Source organism: Pseudomonas segetis (genome assembly GCF_900188155.1).
Taxonomy (GTDB): Bacteria; Pseudomonadota; Gammaproteobacteria; order Pseudomonadales; family Pseudomonadaceae; genus Aquipseudomonas; species Aquipseudomonas segetis.
In genome coordinates, this window is sequence record NZ_FZOG01000006.1 from 227,976 (window position 1) to 243,634 (window position 15,659).

The 15,659-nt window shown below is 54.8% G+C and carries 12 protein-coding genes and 2 pseudogenes; 4 read left to right on the plus strand and 10 right to left on the minus strand.

Annotation, left to right across the window (positions count from 1 at the left end):
• The first annotated feature begins 44 nt into the window (after positions 1-44).
• The 4 genes from CHB79_RS18425 (at position 45) to CHB79_RS18440 (ending at position 4,246) form a co-directional block, all read left to right on the plus strand.
• Positions 45-1,427, plus strand: a complete 1,383-nt coding sequence (locus tag CHB79_RS18425) for an aspartate aminotransferase family protein (protein ID WP_089360958.1) — start codon at positions 45-47, stop codon at positions 1,425-1,427.
• A 137-nt stretch (positions 1,428-1,564) separates the two neighbouring features.
• Entirely contained in the window at positions 1,565-2,548 is a 984-nt protein-coding gene (locus CHB79_RS18430; protein ID WP_089360959.1) for an ABC transporter substrate-binding protein, read from the plus strand.
• A gap of 70 nt (positions 2,549-2,618) precedes the next feature.
• Positions 2,619-3,422: an ABC transporter permease gene (locus CHB79_RS18435; RefSeq protein ID WP_089360960.1), complete on the plus strand. Its 804-nt coding sequence runs from the start codon at positions 2,619-2,621 to the stop codon at positions 3,420-3,422.
• Positions 3,410-4,246, plus strand: coding sequence for an ABC transporter ATP-binding protein (locus CHB79_RS18440; protein WP_089360961.1), 837 nt, complete (start codon positions 3,410-3,412; stop codon positions 4,244-4,246). The genes CHB79_RS18435 and CHB79_RS18440 overlap by 13 nt, the downstream gene beginning before the upstream one ends.
• 60 nt (positions 4,247-4,306) lie before the next feature.
• Here the strand turns inward: CHB79_RS18440 and CHB79_RS22450 are convergent.
• From CHB79_RS22450 to CHB79_RS18495, 10 genes and pseudogenes are all read right to left on the minus strand, one after another.
• Positions 4,307-4,660, minus strand: a pseudogene (locus CHB79_RS22450) (methyl-accepting chemotaxis protein); the annotation flags it as partial.
• A gap of 186 nt (positions 4,661-4,846) precedes the next feature.
• Positions 4,847-5,626 (minus strand): annotated as a pseudogene (locus tag CHB79_RS22455) (PAS domain-containing protein); the annotation flags it as partial.
• Between the two features lie 392 nt (positions 5,627-6,018).
• Positions 6,019-6,897 carry an ABC transporter permease subunit gene (locus tag CHB79_RS18450; RefSeq protein WP_089360963.1) on the minus strand — a complete coding sequence of 293 codons (879 nt, stop codon included), beginning with the start codon at positions 6,895-6,897 and terminating at the stop codon, positions 6,019-6,021.
• Entirely contained in the window at positions 6,894-7,775 is an 882-nt protein-coding gene (locus tag CHB79_RS18455; protein WP_176443225.1) for an ABC transporter permease subunit, read from the minus strand. Before CHB79_RS18455 ends, CHB79_RS18450 begins: the two co-directional genes overlap by 4 nt.
• A 26-nt stretch (positions 7,776-7,801) precedes the next feature.
• On the minus strand, positions 7,802-8,944 hold the full coding sequence (gene potA / locus CHB79_RS18460; RefSeq protein ID WP_010485552.1) for a polyamine ABC transporter ATP-binding protein: 1,143 nt from the start codon (positions 8,942-8,944) through the stop codon (positions 7,802-7,804).
• Positions 8,945-8,998: 54 nt separating this feature from the next.
• The gene (locus CHB79_RS18465) at positions 8,999-10,096 is read right to left on the minus strand and encodes a polyamine ABC transporter substrate-binding protein (RefSeq protein WP_245851564.1); all 1,098 of its coding nucleotides are present in this window, start codon (positions 10,094-10,096) and stop codon (positions 8,999-9,001) included.
• 489 nt (positions 10,097-10,585) lie between these two features.
• On the minus strand, positions 10,586-11,680 hold the full coding sequence (locus CHB79_RS18480; protein WP_010485546.1) for a polyamine ABC transporter substrate-binding protein: 1,095 nt from the start codon (positions 11,678-11,680) through the stop codon (positions 10,586-10,588).
• A gap of 162 nt (positions 11,681-11,842) precedes the next feature.
• Positions 11,843-13,216, minus strand: a complete 1,374-nt coding sequence (locus tag CHB79_RS18485; RefSeq protein WP_089360966.1) for an aspartate aminotransferase family protein — start codon at positions 13,214-13,216, stop codon at positions 11,843-11,845.
• Between the two features lie 59 nt (positions 13,217-13,275).
• Entirely contained in the window at positions 13,276-14,634 is a 1,359-nt protein-coding gene (locus CHB79_RS18490; RefSeq protein WP_010485543.1) for a glutamine synthetase family protein, read from the minus strand.
• Positions 14,635-14,678: 44 nt separating this feature from the next.
• The gene (locus tag CHB79_RS18495) at positions 14,679-15,431 is read right to left on the minus strand and encodes a gamma-glutamyl-gamma-aminobutyrate hydrolase family protein (RefSeq protein ID WP_089360967.1); all 753 of its coding nucleotides are present in this window, start codon (positions 15,429-15,431) and stop codon (positions 14,679-14,681) included.
• Between the last annotated feature and the right edge of the window lie 228 nt (positions 15,432-15,659).

The following is a 15,659-nucleotide window of genomic DNA, read 5'->3' on the forward strand; positions in this document are numbered from 1 at the left end:
ACAGCGCAGTAGTTTTTCAGAGGTTTCCTAAGAGGAGTTTTGCAATGACTGCCCCGTTCACCCCAAAACGCACAACCGAGGATTATCAGGCACTGGATGCGGCTCATCACATTCATGCATTCCTCGACCAGAAGGCGCTGAACGCAGAAGGCGCGCGCGTCATGGTCAGAGGCCAGGGCCTGAACCTGTGGGACAACGACGACAAACGCTACCTCGACGGCATGTCTGGCTTGTGGTGCACCAACCTGGGCTACGGCCGCCAGGACCTCACCGCAGCGGCGACCCAGCAGCTTGAGCAACTGCCCTACTACAATATGTTTTTCCACACCACGCACCCGGCGGTGATTGAGCTTTCCGAGTTGTTGTTCAGCCTGCTGCCTGCCCACTACAGCCACGCGATCTACACCAACTCAGGCTCCGAGGCCAATGAGGTGTTGATCCGCACCGTGCGCCGCTACTGGCAGATTCTCGGCAAGCCGCAGAAGAAGATCATGATCGGCCGCTGGAATGGTTATCACGGCTCGACCCTGGCCAGCACGGCATTGGGCGGCATGGGCTTTATGCATGAAATGGGCGGCATGCTGCCTGACTTCGCCCACATTGGTGAACCCTACTGGTATGCCGAAGGCGGCGACCTGAGCCCGGCGGAGTTTGGCCTGAAGGCGGCGCGCGAGCTGGAAACCAAGATCCTCGAGCTCGGCGCTGAAAACGTCGCGGCCTTCGTTGCCGAACCCTTCCAGGGCGCTGGCGGCATGATCTTCCCGCCTGAGAGCTACTGGCCTGAAATCCAGCGCATCTGTCGCAAGTACGACGTATTGCTGTGCGCCGATGAAGTGATTGGCGGTTTCGGCCGCACTGGCGAGTGGTTCGCCCACCAACATTTCGGTTTTGAGCCAGACACCCTGAGCATCGCCAAGGGCCTGACCTCGGGCTATATCCCGATGGGCGGCTTGGTGCTGAGCAAGCGCATGGCTGAAGTCCTGGTCGAGCAAGGCGGGGTTTTCGCCCATGGCCTGACCTACTCTGGGCACCCGGTTGCAGCCGCGGTGGCCATCGCCAACCTCAAGGCGCTGCGCGATGAGCAGATTGTCAGCCAGGTCAAGAACGACACCGGCCCCTATTTGCAAAACGCCTTGCGTGAAGTCTTTGCCGACCACCCGCTGATCGGTGAAATCCAAGGCACGGGCCTGGTCGCAGCGCTGCAGTTTTGCGAAGACAAAGCCACGCGCAAACGCTTTGCCAACGAAAGCGATATCACTTGGCAATGCCGCACATTCGGCTTTGAAGAGGGCGTCATCATTCGCTCGACCCTTGGCCGCATGATCATGGCGCCAGCACTGGTTGCCGATCACGCAACCCTGGATGAACTGGTCGAGAAAACCCGCCGCGCAGTGGATCGAACCGCGCAGCAACTGGGTTTGCTTTAACAAATAAAAGCCCCGAAGAGGGCCAGGAAATACTCCAGTGCCAGCTTCAATAGCTGGCGCAACGGACGCTTATTGGTCGCTGACCAGCCCTGCCACTAATAAACCAACAACAAGCCGACAGGCTGTGGGAGTGCTCCATGAACAAGTCCTTGCGCAATTACCTGACCCCAACCTTGCTCTGCGCTGCCTTGGCAGCCGGAGCCACAACCGCTCAGGCCGGCACCTTATCGATTGGGCACACCACCTGGGTCGGCTACGGCACCCTTTATCTGGCCCGTGACCTTGGTTACTTCAAGGAACAAGGCCTGGATGTTGAGCTGACCACCATCGAGGAAGCAGCCATGTACATGGCGGCGCAGGCTTCTGGCCAGTTGTCTGGTTCGGCTTCGACCATCGATGAAGTGCTCAAGTATCGCTCCAAGGATTTCTGCTTCAAGGCAGTTGCGGCACTCGATGAAAGCGCCGGCGGCGATGGCGTGCTCGTCGGCAATGAGGTGTCGAGCCTAAGCGACCTCAAAGGTAAGTCAGTTGCAGTCAATGATGGCTCGGTTTCACAGTTCTGGCTGTCGTATCTGCTCAAGCAACAAGGTATGAAAATGGCTGATCTGGATATCCAGAACATGACCGCTGACGACGCCGCCACCGCATTTATTGCCGGAAGAATCCCTGCTGCAGTGACCTGGGAACCTCATTTGTCGATGGTTCGCGCCAAGAAGCAAGGCAAGGTTCTGGTCGACAGCAGCCAGACGCCGGGCGTGATTGTCGATGTGGTTGCGTTGAGCTGCGATGTCATCGACAAGCAGCCTGACGACGTCAAGGCCCTGGTCAGCGGCCTGTACAAAGCCGTTGAGTACACCAAGACGCACCCAGCTGAAGCCTACAAGATCATGGCCAAAGGCGTTGGCGGTTATCTTTCCGACCCCAAGGAGCTCGCGGAAGCCGCCAAAGGGGTGCGTTTCTATGACCAGGCCATGAGTGAAAAACTGCTCGGCACCCCTGAAACCAAAGGCGACATTGCCAACATCATTACCTTGGCCAATGAAACCTGGAGCGAACTGCAAGGCAAACCGTACAACGTCAGCTATGGCGATCTGGTCGATACCCGTTTCGTCAAGCCATAGCCTCTTTACCCGCCTTTGTTAAGGCAAAGACGGGCCTTCTGACATTTGTCTATTGCTCCGGAGACGCCGAATGGCTACTCAAAAATCTACCTTGCAACGATGCCTGACGCCCAAGGTCGAGCTTCCTGCAACCCTTACCCTGACCGCCAGCATCGCCTGCTGGGTCCTGGTCTTTGGCTTGTGGGCTGCGCTCTCGTATGGCGGTGTGGTTCCTACCATGTTCTTACCTACGCCCGGCGCTGTACTCGACGCCGCAATGCGCCTCAGCACCGACGGCACACTGGGCAAGCACGTACTGGCCAGCGTCGAGGTCGTGGTCATAGGTTTTGTTGTTTCATCATTGGTTGCCGTCCCATTGGGATTGCTGATGGGCAGCTTTCGCATCGTCCAGGCATTGCTTGAACCGCTGGTGAATTTCATCCGGTATTTGCCGGTGACCTCTTTTGTACCTTTGTTCATCTTGTGGATCGGGATCGGCCTGGAACAGCGCGTCACCGTGATCATATTCGGGGTGTTCTTCCAACAGTTGGTGATGATCGCCGATGTGTCAAAAGGCATATCCAAGGACCTGATCAATGCCAGCTATACCCTCGGCTCCAGCCGCCGCGATGTGGTGATGCACGTGCTGGGGCCAGCCTCGCTGCCGGGCATACTCGACACCTTGCGCGTAACCATGGGCTGGGCCTGGACTTATCTTGTGGTTGCAGAACTGGTGGCCGCATCCAGCGGCTTGGGCTACATGAGCCTGAAAGCCATGCGCGGCTTTCAGGTCGACGTAATTTTTCTGGCGATCGCAATCATAGGCCTGCTTGGCTTGATGACCGATCAATTGTTCCGACTCTTACGCTTAAAGGTGGCTTCATGGGCGCAGTAGCTGCGGTGCGACGCGACATTCAGGTACCAGTAACAGAACCAGGAAATCCAACCGCCCGGCTGCGGGTGGATAACGTCAGCCTGCGTTACGACACACCTTCAGGTGGCGTTTTTACGGCACTTGACTCCGTTTCACTGGAAGTGCCGGACCAGCAATTTGCAGTAATCGTCGGCCCTTCGGGATGTGGCAAGTCCAGCCTGCTGTACCTCACTGCAGGGCTGGCCGAGCCAAGCAGCGGTGAAATCTATGTAGGGGGCCAGCGGGTTGACGGCCCCGGCGCCGACCGCGGCATGGTTTTCCAAAGCTACACCCTGTTTCCCTGGCTGACCGTACGCCAGAACATCGAGTTCGGTCTCAAACGCAAAGGCATGCCGGCCAGCGAACGTAAAGAGGTGGTGGATTTCTACCTCAACGAGGTTGGCCTGACGCCCTTTGCGGATAACTATCCCAAGCAGTTATCCGGCGGCATGATGCAGCGCGTGGCCATTGCACGGGCACTGGCCAACGATCCGCAAATATTGTTGATGGATGAACCCTTTGGCGCGCTCGACAGCCAAACTCGCATGCAAATGCAAAAGCTGCTGTTGCGAATCTGGGAGCACAGCAAGAAGACCGTGGTGTTTGTCACGCACGACATTGACGAAGCCATCCTGCTTGGTGACCGGGTTTATGTGATGGGCGCGCGGCCAGGCCGGATCAAGCAAACCCTGGATGTCCCCATCCAGCGCCCCCGTGACCTCGACATGGTTATGGATCATCAGTTCATCGACATGAAACGCCAGATCCTCGGCCTGCTGCACGACGAACTCGAAGACGCTCACTGATCAAGCGCTGCATCCATCGCGGCTGTACTGGCGATGGATGCAGCGGCTCATAGTTGCGTGCTATTGCAGCCGCAATGAGTTACTGAAGTGACTGATGGCATCGACCACATGCCGTGAGCCTTGCTGGATTTCGACAATCGCCTCGCCGGCTTCGTTGGCCAGCTCAACACCTTGCCCGGTCCTGCCAAGGCTCGACCGCATACTTTCCACCGCACTGAGCGATAGCTCATGGTTCTGCCGCACCACTTCGACGATCTCCAGGGTCGCCTGGCTGGTACGCGCGGCGAGGCTTCTGACTTCATCGGCGACGACCGCAAAACCACGGCCATGCTCACCCGCCCGTGCGGCCTCTATGGCAGCATTGAGGGCAAGCAAGTTGGTTTGATCGGCAATGCCACGAATGGTCTGCACAATATTGCCAATCAGTTCGGACTGCTGGTTGACCGCATCGATACTCTTGGCCGCATCATTCAAGTCATTTGAGATCGCCTCAATCACCTTGACCGTTTGCTGTATCACCGACGAACCTTTTTGCGCACAGGTATCGGTTTGCACCGAGGTGGCATGGGCAGCCTCAGCAGCACTTTGCTGGCTAATGACTTGCTCAGTGATATCGCTGGCGAACTTGACCACTTTGTAGAGGCGATTGTTCGCATCAAAGAGCGGATTGTAGGAAGCCTCAAGGTAGATTCGCTGACCACGACTGTCGACTCGTTGAAAACGTCCGGAGTGAAATTCCCCCCGGTTCAGCGAGGCCCAGAAGTTCTTGTACTCAAGCGACTCGCTTTCACTGCGGTCACAGAAAATCCGGTGATGCTGGCCCTTGACCTGGTCGAGGCTGTAGTGGGTGGTTTTCAGGAAGTTTTCGTTGGCATTGAGGATGTGTCCATCCGGGGAGAACTCGATCACCGCCATCGAGCGGCTCAGCGCATTTATCATGCTCTTGCCCTCACGCTCCCGGTGGATTTGCTGGGTGACATCGGAGGCAATCTTGATCACGCTCACGACTTGATTGTCAGCGTTCTTAACCGGCATGTAGCTGGCTTCCAGCCAAAGTTCACGACCCGATTTGTCCAGGCGCATGAAGGTATCGCTGATCGCCTCGCCCCGTGCCAAGTCGGCCCAGAGCTTGGCATAGGCCTCACTGCGGTAATAAGACTCTTCACAGAAGATGCGATGGTGCTTGCCGCGGACTTCCTCTGCGCTATAACCCATGGCCTCGCAGAAATTCTGATTGGCATCGAGAATGATGCCGTCAGGGCGAAATTCAATCATCACCATGGAACGGCTGATGGCGGCCAACTTGGCGTTGACCTCAGCCAATGCAAAGGTGGCGCGTTCTTGTTCTAGACGATCTGTTTTACGCAATGAATTAAACATGAAAAGCCCCTCACCGGCCCCGCATTAAATTAAAAGTTACAGCACCCTGTTACTGCATCACTGCGTGCACACTACTTTTGAATTAACACGTTTTAGTTAATCCTTTAATGACCTCATCAAAACAGAATTTGACGCGAACAAAACAGGCACATTCACAGCATCAAAACCTGTACAGCCTGTATAACCAAGGCTTCCAGTCAAGTGCTACTGTTTAGCCATTACCGACTATTCAACTATGCGACCTGAATTAACTTTCGTCAGCAGTACAATAGTATTAATCCAGTCAAATATTGACCAACCCCTGATGTATTGATCGACACTCAAGAACAAAGCTTTATATACAGGCATAAAAAACGGGCCCAGAAGGCCCGCTTAAATCCAGCAATTAACGATCAGCTTTTAGCACTGCTTGGTGCTTGCTGCCAGGTCGCTTTTGCCCCTTCGTCAACGGCTTGTTGAATTGCTTTCTTGCGCGCGTTTTCAGCACGTCGGGTCAGCGCCCAGGCGATGAAGGTCACCAGCGATACCGACAACAGGATCAAACTGGCAATAGCATTGATCTCAGGCTTGACCCCAAGACGCACGGCCGAGAACACTTCCATCGGCAAGGTTGTTGAACCCGGCCCGGAAACGAAGCTGGCCAGTACCAAGTCATCCAGCGACAACGCGAAGGACATCATGGCACCTGCGGCCAGCGATGGCGCAATCATCGGAATGGTGATCAAGCAGAACACCTTCAATGGTCGTGCGCCCAGGTCCATGGCCGCTTCTTCGATCGACAGGTCCAGCTCACGCAACCGCGATGACACCACCACCGCCACATAGGCAGTACAGAAGGTGGTGTGGGCAATCCAGATCGTGGCAATGCCACGCTCTGACGGCCAACCGAGCAACTGCGCCATGGCCACGAACAGCAGCAATAGCGACAGACCAGTAATCACCTCCGGCATGACCAATGGTGCGGTGACCAGGCCACCGAACATGGTGCGGCCCTTGAAGCGTGTGACGCGAGTCAGCACAAAGGCAGCCATGGTTCCCAGTATCACCGCAGAGATTGCAGTGTAGAAGGCGATTTCCAGCGAGCGCAGCACGGCATTGATCAACTGCGTGTTGTCGAGCAAGCCGACATACCACTTGACCGACCAGCCACCCCAAACGGTCACCAGGCGCGAGCTGTTGAACGAGTAGATAACCAGGATGACCATCGGCAGGTAGATGAACAAGAAGCCGAGCCACAGCATGATGTTGGAGAAACTAAAGCGCTTATTCATGCCCTGCCCTCCATTTCCTTGGCCTGGTTACGGTTGAACAGAATGATTGGCACGATCAGCAACGCCAACATCACCACAGCCAACGCAGAGGCTACCGGCCAGTCACGGTTGTTGAAGAACTCTTGCCAGAGCACTTTACCGATCATCAGGGTTTCCGGGCCGCCCAGCAGCTCTGGAATCACGAACTCGCCTACCGCCGGAATAAATACCAGCATACAGCCTGCAATGATGCCGTTCTTGGACAATGGCACGGTAATTTTCCAGAAGCTGTTGAAGGTGCTTGAACCAAGATCCGAGGCAGCTTCGAGCAGGCTATGGTCGTGTTTAACCAAGTTGGCGAACAGCGGCAGGATCATAAATGGCAAGTACGAATAGACAATACCGATATACACCGCAAAGTTGGTATTGAGTATTTGCAGCGGCTCACTGATTACACCGATAGACATCAGGAAACCATTGAGAATGCCGTTGTTGCTGAGAATCCCCATCCAGGCATAAACCCGAATCAGAATCGCAGTCCAGGTTGGCATCATCACCAACAACAAGTAGACCGTCTGCATTTCCTTATTGGCACGGGCAATGGCATATGCCATCGGATAGCCAATCAGCAGGCAGATCAGCGTACTGATAAAGGCCATCTTCAGCGAGCCCAGGTAGGCTGCCAAGTACAGCTCATCTTCCGTCAGGAAGATGTAGTTACCCAGGTTGAGGATGATCGACAACTGGCCTTCAGCCCAGGTGTAGATCTCGGTATAGGGCGGAATCGCGACATCTGCTTCGGCAAAGCTGATCTTCATCACGATGATGAAAGGCAGCAGGAAGAACAGAAATAGCCAAATGAACGGGATGCCGATTACGACATGCCGGCCCTTGGGCATCCGGCGACTGATGCTTCGGGATATGTTCATGAGCGCAATGCCACCCCGCTATCGTCCTCCCACCAGACGAAGACCTGATCGTCCCAGGTTGGCCGTGCGCCGCGACGCTCGGCGTTGGCAACGAAGGACTGGACGATCTTGCCGCTTGGTAATTGAACGTGGAAAACCGAGTGGCCACCAAGGTAGGCGATATCGTGGACAGTACCGCGTGACCAGTTGTATTCGAACGATGGCTGTTCGGTGGTCACCAGCAGTTTTTCCGGACGAATCGCATAGGTAATGCTCTTGTCCTGGACCGAAGTGCTGACACCGTGGCCGACAAATATATTGCGCTCAAGGTCCGGACTGTCGATCAGGGCATGGGCCTCATGATCTTCAACCACCTGGCCTTCGAACAGGTTGACGTTACCAATGAATTCGCAAACCAGGCGGCTGGTCGGGGTTTCATAGATATCAATCGGGCTGCCGATCTGCGCGATCCAACCCAAGTGCATGATCGCGATGCGCTGGGCCATGGTCATGGCCTCTTCCTGATCGTGGGTTACCATTACGCAGGTCACGCCTACGCGCTCGATAATCTCGACCAGCTCCAGTTGCATTTCCGAGCGCAGCTTTTTATCCAGTGCGCCCATGGGCTCATCAAGCAGCAGCAACTTCGGGCTTTTCGCAAGCGAGCGGGCCAGGGCAACACGCTGGCGCTGACCACCCGACAACTGGTGCGGCTTGCGCTTGGCATACTGGGTCATATGCACCAGCTTGAGCATCTCGGCAACACGCGTTTCGATATCAGCCTTTGGCATTTTGTCTTGCTTGAGGCCGAAGGCGATGTTTTCAGCCACTGTCATATGCGGGAACAATGCATAAGACTGAAACATCATGTTGATCGGGCGCTCGTAGGGCGGCATGTCGGTGATGTCTTCACCGTCGAGATAGATGCGCCCCTCGGTTGGTCGTTCAAAACCTGCAAGCATGCGCAGCAGGGTTGACTTACCCGAGCCAGAGCCGCCCAGCAAGGCAAAGATCTCGCCTTTATTGATAGTAAGAGAGACGTCATCAACGGCAACCGTTTCATCAAACTTCTTGGTTACACGCTCGATTTTAACCAGCACCTCTTTCGGTTGCTGATCGCCCTCAAGAACCCGTTTATAGGTACTAGAAGCAACTGCCATTACCAAAACTCCCGCAAAATCGCGCCCGCCGTCTTGACGACGGGCCGCTTAAAATTATTGTCCTGACTTGATCTTCGTCCAGCTGCGTGTCATCAGACGCTGGATCTTACGAGGCATTTCCTGCTGGATGTACAACCGATCCAGTACTTCCTGAGGAGGGTAAACCGACGGGTTGGTGCTGACCTCCTGGTCCATGAACTTGGCGGACTTGAGGTTGGGGTTGGCGTAACCCACGTAATCACTTACCCCGGCAATGACTTCAGGTTGCAGCAAGTAATTGATAAAGGCATGGGCTTGTTTGACATTCTTCGAATCCGCCGGGATTGCCATCATGTCGAACCACAGGTTGCCACCTTCCTTGGGAATCGCATAAGCGATATCAATGCCCTTGCCTGCTTCTTCTGCACGATCTGCAGCCTGCAGTACGTCTCCGGAGAAGCCGGCCGCCACGCAGATATTGCCATTGGCCAAGTCACTGATGAACTTGGAAGAGTGGAAATAGGTCACGTATGGCCGTACCGCCAAAAGCTTCTCTTCGGCTTTCTTGTAGTCATCCGGGTTCTTGCTGTTTGGATCAAGGCCCATGTAGTTGAGCACCGCTGGAATCATTTCATCGGCCGAATCCAGGAATGACACACCACAGGTGGTGAGCTTCTTCATGTTCTCAGGCTCAAACAGCACCGCCCAGGAATCAATATGGTCGACGCCCAGCACTTCCTTGACCTTCTCGACGTTATAGCCGATGCCGTTGGTACCCCACAGATAAGGCACGGCATACATGTTGCCCGGATCATTGGTCTCTAACTGCTTCATCAAGCGCGGGTCTAGATTCTTCCAGTTAGTCAGTTGGCTGCGATCCAGCTTCTGGAACGCACCAGCACGAATTTGCTTGCCCAGGAAGTTGTTGGACGGCACCACGATGTCATAACCGGTGTTGCCTGACAGCAGCTTTCCTTCAAGGGTTTCGTTGGAGTCGAATACGTCGTACACCGGCTTGATACCAGTGGCCTTCTGGAAGTCGGCCAAGGTGTTCTCGCCGATATAATCACTCCAGTTGTAGATGTGTACGGTCGACTCAGCGGCTTGAGCTGCTGCCGCAACGCCGAGTGCTAGTAAGCTGGCTGTTAGAGTTTTGCTTATTGAGAATCGCACACGTATGTCCTCTTATTTTATGGAGCGGCCAAAAAAAGGCCGGCACTGTATCGGATAAGATCGCTTCTGTTCAGTGGTCTTTTGCTTGTCAGGCTGAACAACACGGTAATTACCGCGCTCTCTGGCGACCGGAACATCAATCGCGAGACCTCAAACTGAACGCGCTTAACGGCGAACAGAAGAATTGAACAATACATGCAAGCTTTCTTTTACCAGTTGACCGGGCACACGAAGGAACCTCTGAAAAACTACTGCGCCAGGTATTACCGCATTGAAAAGCTGCTCAAATGCTCACTTAGAATAACTAAAGTCGAGCGCGACCCAAGTCGCTTTTTCACAGCTTCTACTCCCGTCGCTCGTTACCTTTTTCAGAAACTCCTTGAGACTCGGAAAACTGCATCCATTTCTGATACCACCAGCGGGTTACAACTTCTGCATCAGGCGGAGGGTTCCGCCTGATGCAGGACTACAGTCTTAAATCAACAACACTTAACGGCCCGACTTGACCTTGGTCCAGCTACGGGTCATTGCACGTTGTACCTTCGGAGACAGCTCGGAGAAGGTGTACAACTTCTTCGACGCTTCCTCGGTTGGGTAGATGCCTGGGTTGTTGCGGATTTCTTCCGACACCAGTGGTGTCGCCGCAGCATTACCGTTCGGGTAGGCCACATAGTCAGAAATAGGCGCAATAACCTCTGGCTTGAGGATGTAGTTGAGGAAGGTATAGGCCTCGTCAGCGTTTTTCGCGTCAGCCGGGATAGCCATCATGTCAAAAAATGCGGCAGCACCTTCTTTAGGAATGACATAGCTGACTGGCACGCCGTTCTTGGCTTCTTCAGCACGGGCTTCAGCCTGGAAGACATCGCCGGACCAACCCAGGGCCACGCAGATGTTGCCGTTAGCCAGGTCAGAGATGTACTTGGATGAGTGGAAGTAGGTGACATCTGGACGAACCTTGAGCAGCAGCTCTTCAGCCTTTTTCACGTCCTCGACACTTTGTGCAATCGGGTTCAGGCCAAGGTAGTGCAACGCGGCTGCATAGACTTCCTCAGGTGCGTCGAGCATGGAAACGCCGCAAGACTTCAGCTTGTCCATGTTCTCTGGTTTGAAAATGATGTCCCATGAGTCGATCTTGTCGATGCCCAGGGCCGCTTTGACTTTTTCCGGGTTGTAGCCAATGCCCGTGGTGCCCCACAGGTACGGAAATGCGTACTGGTTACCCGGATCAGCTGCTTCGAGCGACTTCATCAGGTCAGGATTGAGGTTTTTCCAGTTTGGTAGCTTGGACTTGTCCAGCTTCTGGAAAACACCAGCCTTGATCTGCTTGGCCAGAAACTGGTTGGACGGCACCACGACGTCATAGCCCGAAGTACCGGCAAGCAGCTTGGCTTCCAGAGTTTCGTTGCTGTCGAAAACGTCGTACACCACCTTGATACCGGTTTCTTTCTGGAAGTTTTCCAGTGTGTCTTCAGCGATGTAATCGGACCAGTTGTAGACGTGAAGAACTTTATCCTCAGCCTGTGCTGCTCCCACTACAGCAGCCGCCAAGGACAACGCGAGAAGGGTTTTGCCGAAAAATTTCATGCGTAAAGCTCCTGTTGTTTTATAAGTATTCCAGAAGGTAGCGCAGCCTGTTTGCACCACCTTCCGGCGAGCCTGGCCAACGCACTGGCGCAGTCTGGCAATTTCACCGACATTTTTAAACACTCAACTGATTACAGTTGCGAGTTTAATCATTGCAATGCTTTAACCCAGTACTTCGGCAGCCGTCAGATCGAGACATTGACGGGCCTTGGTTACCAGCTCATCGATTTCTGCCTTACTGATCACCAGCGGTGGTGAAATAATCATGGTGTCGCCTACGGCACGCATGATCAAACCATTGCTGAAACAGTGTGTACGGCAAATCATGCCAACACCTTTATCACTCGGGTAACGCTCGCGAGTAGCCTTGTCCTTCACCAATTCAATGGCGCCGAGCATGCCAACACCGCGAACTTCACCCACCAACGGATGGTCAGCCAGCTCACGTAGACGCTTTTGCAAATACGGTGCCGTTTCTTCTTTGACCCGTTCAACAATTTTCTCTTCGCGCAAAATACGCAAGTTTTCCAGGCCTACCGCTGCAGCAACAGGGTGGCCGGAATAGGTAAAGCCATGGTTGAAGTCGCCGCCTTGATTGAGCACCTCAACGATTTCGTCACGGACGATCAAGCCGCCCATCGGGATGTACCCGGAGGTCAGGCCCTTGGCAATGGTCATCATGTCTGGCGCATTGCCATAGAGGTCACTGCCAAACCACTCGCCGGTGCGCCCGAAGCCACAAATCACTTCGTCAGCGACAAACAGAATTTCATACTTGGCGAGGATCTCACGCACTTTCGGCCAGTAAGTATCTGGCGGGATGATCACGCCGCCAGCGCCCTGGATGGGCTCGGCGATAAATGCACCGACATTGTCGGCACCAACTTCGAGAATTTTCTTTTCCAGTTGTTCGGCCGCCCAGATACCGAACTCGTCCGGCGTCATGTCACCGCCTTCGGCGAACCAGTATGGCTGCGCGATATGCACAATGCCCGGAATCGGCAGGTCGCCCTGTTCGTGCATATAAGTCATGCCGCCCAGACTCGCACCGGCCACGGTTGAACCGTGATAGCCGTTGAGACGGCTGATAATGACCTTCTTGCTTGGCTTGCCCTTGATCGCCCAGTAATGGCGGACCATACGCAACATGGTGTCATTGCCTTCAGAGCCTGAACCGGTGAAGAACACATGATTCATGCCTTCCGGGGCCAGTTCCGCAATTTCCTTGGCCAGTTCCAGCGCTGGCGGTGTCGCGGTCATGAAGAACATGTTGTAGTAAGGCAATTCTTGCATCTGCTTGTAAGCAGCTTCGGCCAACTCTTTGCGACCATAGCCCACTGCCACACACCACAGGCCTGCCATGGCATCGAGGATTTTATGCCCCTCGCTGTCCCACAGATAAACACCTTCTGCGCGAGTGATGATGCGCGGCCCTACTTCCGCCAATTGCTTGAAGTCGCTGAACGGCGCGAGATGATGCTCGCGGCTCATCGCCTGCCATTCACGGGTTTTTGGGTTAGTCGCCTGGTTAGTCATATCCACCTCTAAAAATGCATGTAGCGTGCGCCGGACAAAACTGTCCGGCGCACGTTCAATTACACGGACAGCAGCAGGAATTCACGCTCCCAAGAGCTGATCACCCGCTTATAGTTCTCATGCTCTGCGCGCTTGACCGCCACATAGCCACTGATGAACTTGCGGCCCAGGTACTCCTCGGCCACCTTGCAGTTTTCCATTCGCTCCAGCGCGGCTTCCAACGTCAGGGGCAGACGCAGGTTGCGGCGCTCATAGCCACGCCCTTCAACTGGCGCACTTGGCTCTATACCTTCGACCATACCGATATAGCCGCACAACAGACTGGCAGCCAGCGCCAGATAAGGGTTGGCATCGGCACCGGCCAGGCGGTTTTCAACGCGGCGATTCTCTGGAGAAGCATCGGGAACACGCAAGCCAACGGTGCGATTCTCCTCGCCCCACTCAACGTTTACAGGTGCCGAGGTATCCGGCAGGAAACGGCGGAACGAATTAACGTTCGGTGCGAACAGCGGTAGCAACTCAGGAATCAGCTTCTGCAAACCACCGATGTGGTGCAAGAACAGCTCACTCATTGTGCCGTCGTCATTGGAGAAGATATTTTTGCCGGTGTTCTTGTCGATGATGCTTTGGTGCACATGCATCGCGCTGCCTGGCTGGTCGGTAATCGGCTTGGCCATAAAGGTCGCCGTTACATCATGCTTGAGCGCGGCTTCACGCATGGTGCGCTTGAACACCAAGACCTGGTCGGCCAGATGCAGTGGTTCGCCATGACGGAAGTTGATTTCCATCTGCGCCGGGCCTTCCTCGTGGATCAGGGTATCCAGGTCCAGGCCTTGAATCTCGCACCAGTCATACATGTCTTCAAACAGCGGGTCGAATTCGTTCGCCGCATCAATGGAGAACGACTGGCGACCGGTTTCCGGGCGGCCCGAACGGCCCAGCGGGGCTTCCAGCGGGAAGTCTGGGTCGGCATTGCGCTTGGTCAGGTAAAACTCCATTTCTGGCGCCATGATCGGCTGCCATCCTTTGTCGGAGTAGAGCTTGAGCACTTTCTTGAGAATGTTGCGCGGCGACAACTCAATCGGGTTGCCTTGCTTGTCATAGGTGTCGTGAATCACCTGGGCAGTCGGCTCGATCGCCCAAGGTACAAGGAATACAGCGCTCTCATCGGGACGGCAGACCATATCGATGTCCGCCGGATCGAGCAGGTCGTAATAGATGTCGTCCTCGACATAATCGCCCGTCACGGTTTGCAGCAACACACTCTCTGGGAGGCGCATGCCTTTTTCCGCAATGAACTTGTTGGTTGGCGAAATCTTGCCGCGGGCAATGCCGGTAAGATCGCTGACCAGACACTCAACTTCGGTGATTTTGCGTTCTTTCAGCCAGCTGGATAGCTGGTCTATTTTGGTACTCATAGAGACCTCAGGGTTGGTTGAGCCGACTATTGATTGAGTCGGCCTCAGCGTTGCCCCGCCCTCTTCCTGCAAGCCTCACCAAAGGCCTGGAAGATGGCGAGATAATTCGGATTAGATCGTACCTGCCATTCGGGGTGCCATTGCACCCCCAAGGCAAAGCTTTTTGCACCTTCGACGGAAAAAGCCTCGATCAACCCGTCAGGCGCCAGCGCTTCAACTCGAAGGCCCGGCGCCAGACGCTGAACGCCCTGACCATGTATGGAATTGACTTCGATCTGCGCTGGCAAGCCGATGCCAGCGAGAATGCCACCAGGCTGCACATGCAGCGCATGACGAGGTGCATATTGCACCTCAAGCGGCTCGTCCTGCGGTTCACGATGATCCATGAAGCCTTCGACTTCGTGCACTTTCTGGTGCAGCGTGCCACCGAAGACCACGTTCATTTCCTGGAAGCCGCGACACACACCGAGCACCGGAACCCCGGCCGCGATCGCAGCCTTCAACAGGGGCAAGGTGGTGCTGTCTCGCGCAGGATCGTGCAAAGTGCCAGGCTCGCTGGCCGGGCCATTGTAATGATGCGGTTCGACATTGGATGGCGAGCCGGTAAACAGCAAACCGTGCAGATTATCGAGCAGGGTAGGCTGATCCAGCAGCTCGCCGAGTGAAGGAATAATCACCGGCAAACCAGCTGCACCCAGAACCACTGCGCGAACATACTTGTCGCCGGTAACGTGGTAAGGATGAGGGCCAATCTGTTTTGTATCAGAGGTGACGCCGATTATCGGCAGGCGTGACATGGGGCACCCGTTTTATTGCTGTTAGTGGGTTTGAACCGAGCTTAGCCTTGTTCATTTTTTTTCACAATAGCCATGTAAAAAATTGAACACACCCCACTGAGCACCGCACAGGCAAAGGGCTCAAGAGGCTCTGAAACTCCCCGAAACGCCCTAAAATTGGCCGCACAGCCCTATTTTGGGGCAAAATACGCCTCTCTTGACAGCGCAAGGTGTTTAAGATTGACTCAC

Bases quoted from the DNA above. Each gene is read 5' to 3' on its own strand.
- CHB79_RS18425 (WP_089360958.1), top strand. From the start codon at position 45: ATGACTGCCCCGTTCACCCCAAAACGCACAACCGAGGATTATCAGGCA.
- CHB79_RS18455 (WP_176443225.1), bottom strand. From the start codon at position 7,775: ATGCCCAAGGGCCGGCATGTCGTAATCGGCATCCCGTTCATTTGGCTA.
- CHB79_RS18450 (WP_089360963.1), bottom strand. From the start codon at position 6,897: ATGAATAAGCGCTTTAGTTTCTCCAACATCATGCTGTGGCTCGGCTTC.
- CHB79_RS18435 (WP_089360960.1), top strand. From the start codon at position 2,619: ATGGCTACTCAAAAATCTACCTTGCAACGATGCCTGACGCCCAAGGTC.
- potA (WP_010485552.1), bottom strand. From the start codon at position 8,944: ATGGCAGTTGCTTCTAGTACCTATAAACGGGTTCTTGAGGGCGATCAG.
- CHB79_RS18485 (WP_089360966.1), bottom strand. From the start codon at position 13,216: ATGACTAACCAGGCGACTAACCCAAAAACCCGTGAATGGCAGGCGATG.
- CHB79_RS18440 (WP_089360961.1), top strand. From the start codon at position 3,410: ATGGGCGCAGTAGCTGCGGTGCGACGCGACATTCAGGTACCAGTAACA.
- CHB79_RS18490 (WP_010485543.1), bottom strand. From the start codon at position 14,634: ATGAGTACCAAAATAGACCAGCTATCCAGCTGGCTGAAAGAACGCAAA.
- CHB79_RS18430 (WP_089360959.1), top strand. From the start codon at position 1,565: ATGAACAAGTCCTTGCGCAATTACCTGACCCCAACCTTGCTCTGCGCT.
- CHB79_RS18495 (WP_089360967.1), bottom strand. From the start codon at position 15,431: ATGTCACGCCTGCCGATAATCGGCGTCACCTCTGATACAAAACAGATT.
- CHB79_RS18480 (WP_010485546.1), bottom strand. From the start codon at position 11,680: ATGAAATTTTTCGGCAAAACCCTTCTCGCGTTGTCCTTGGCGGCTGCT.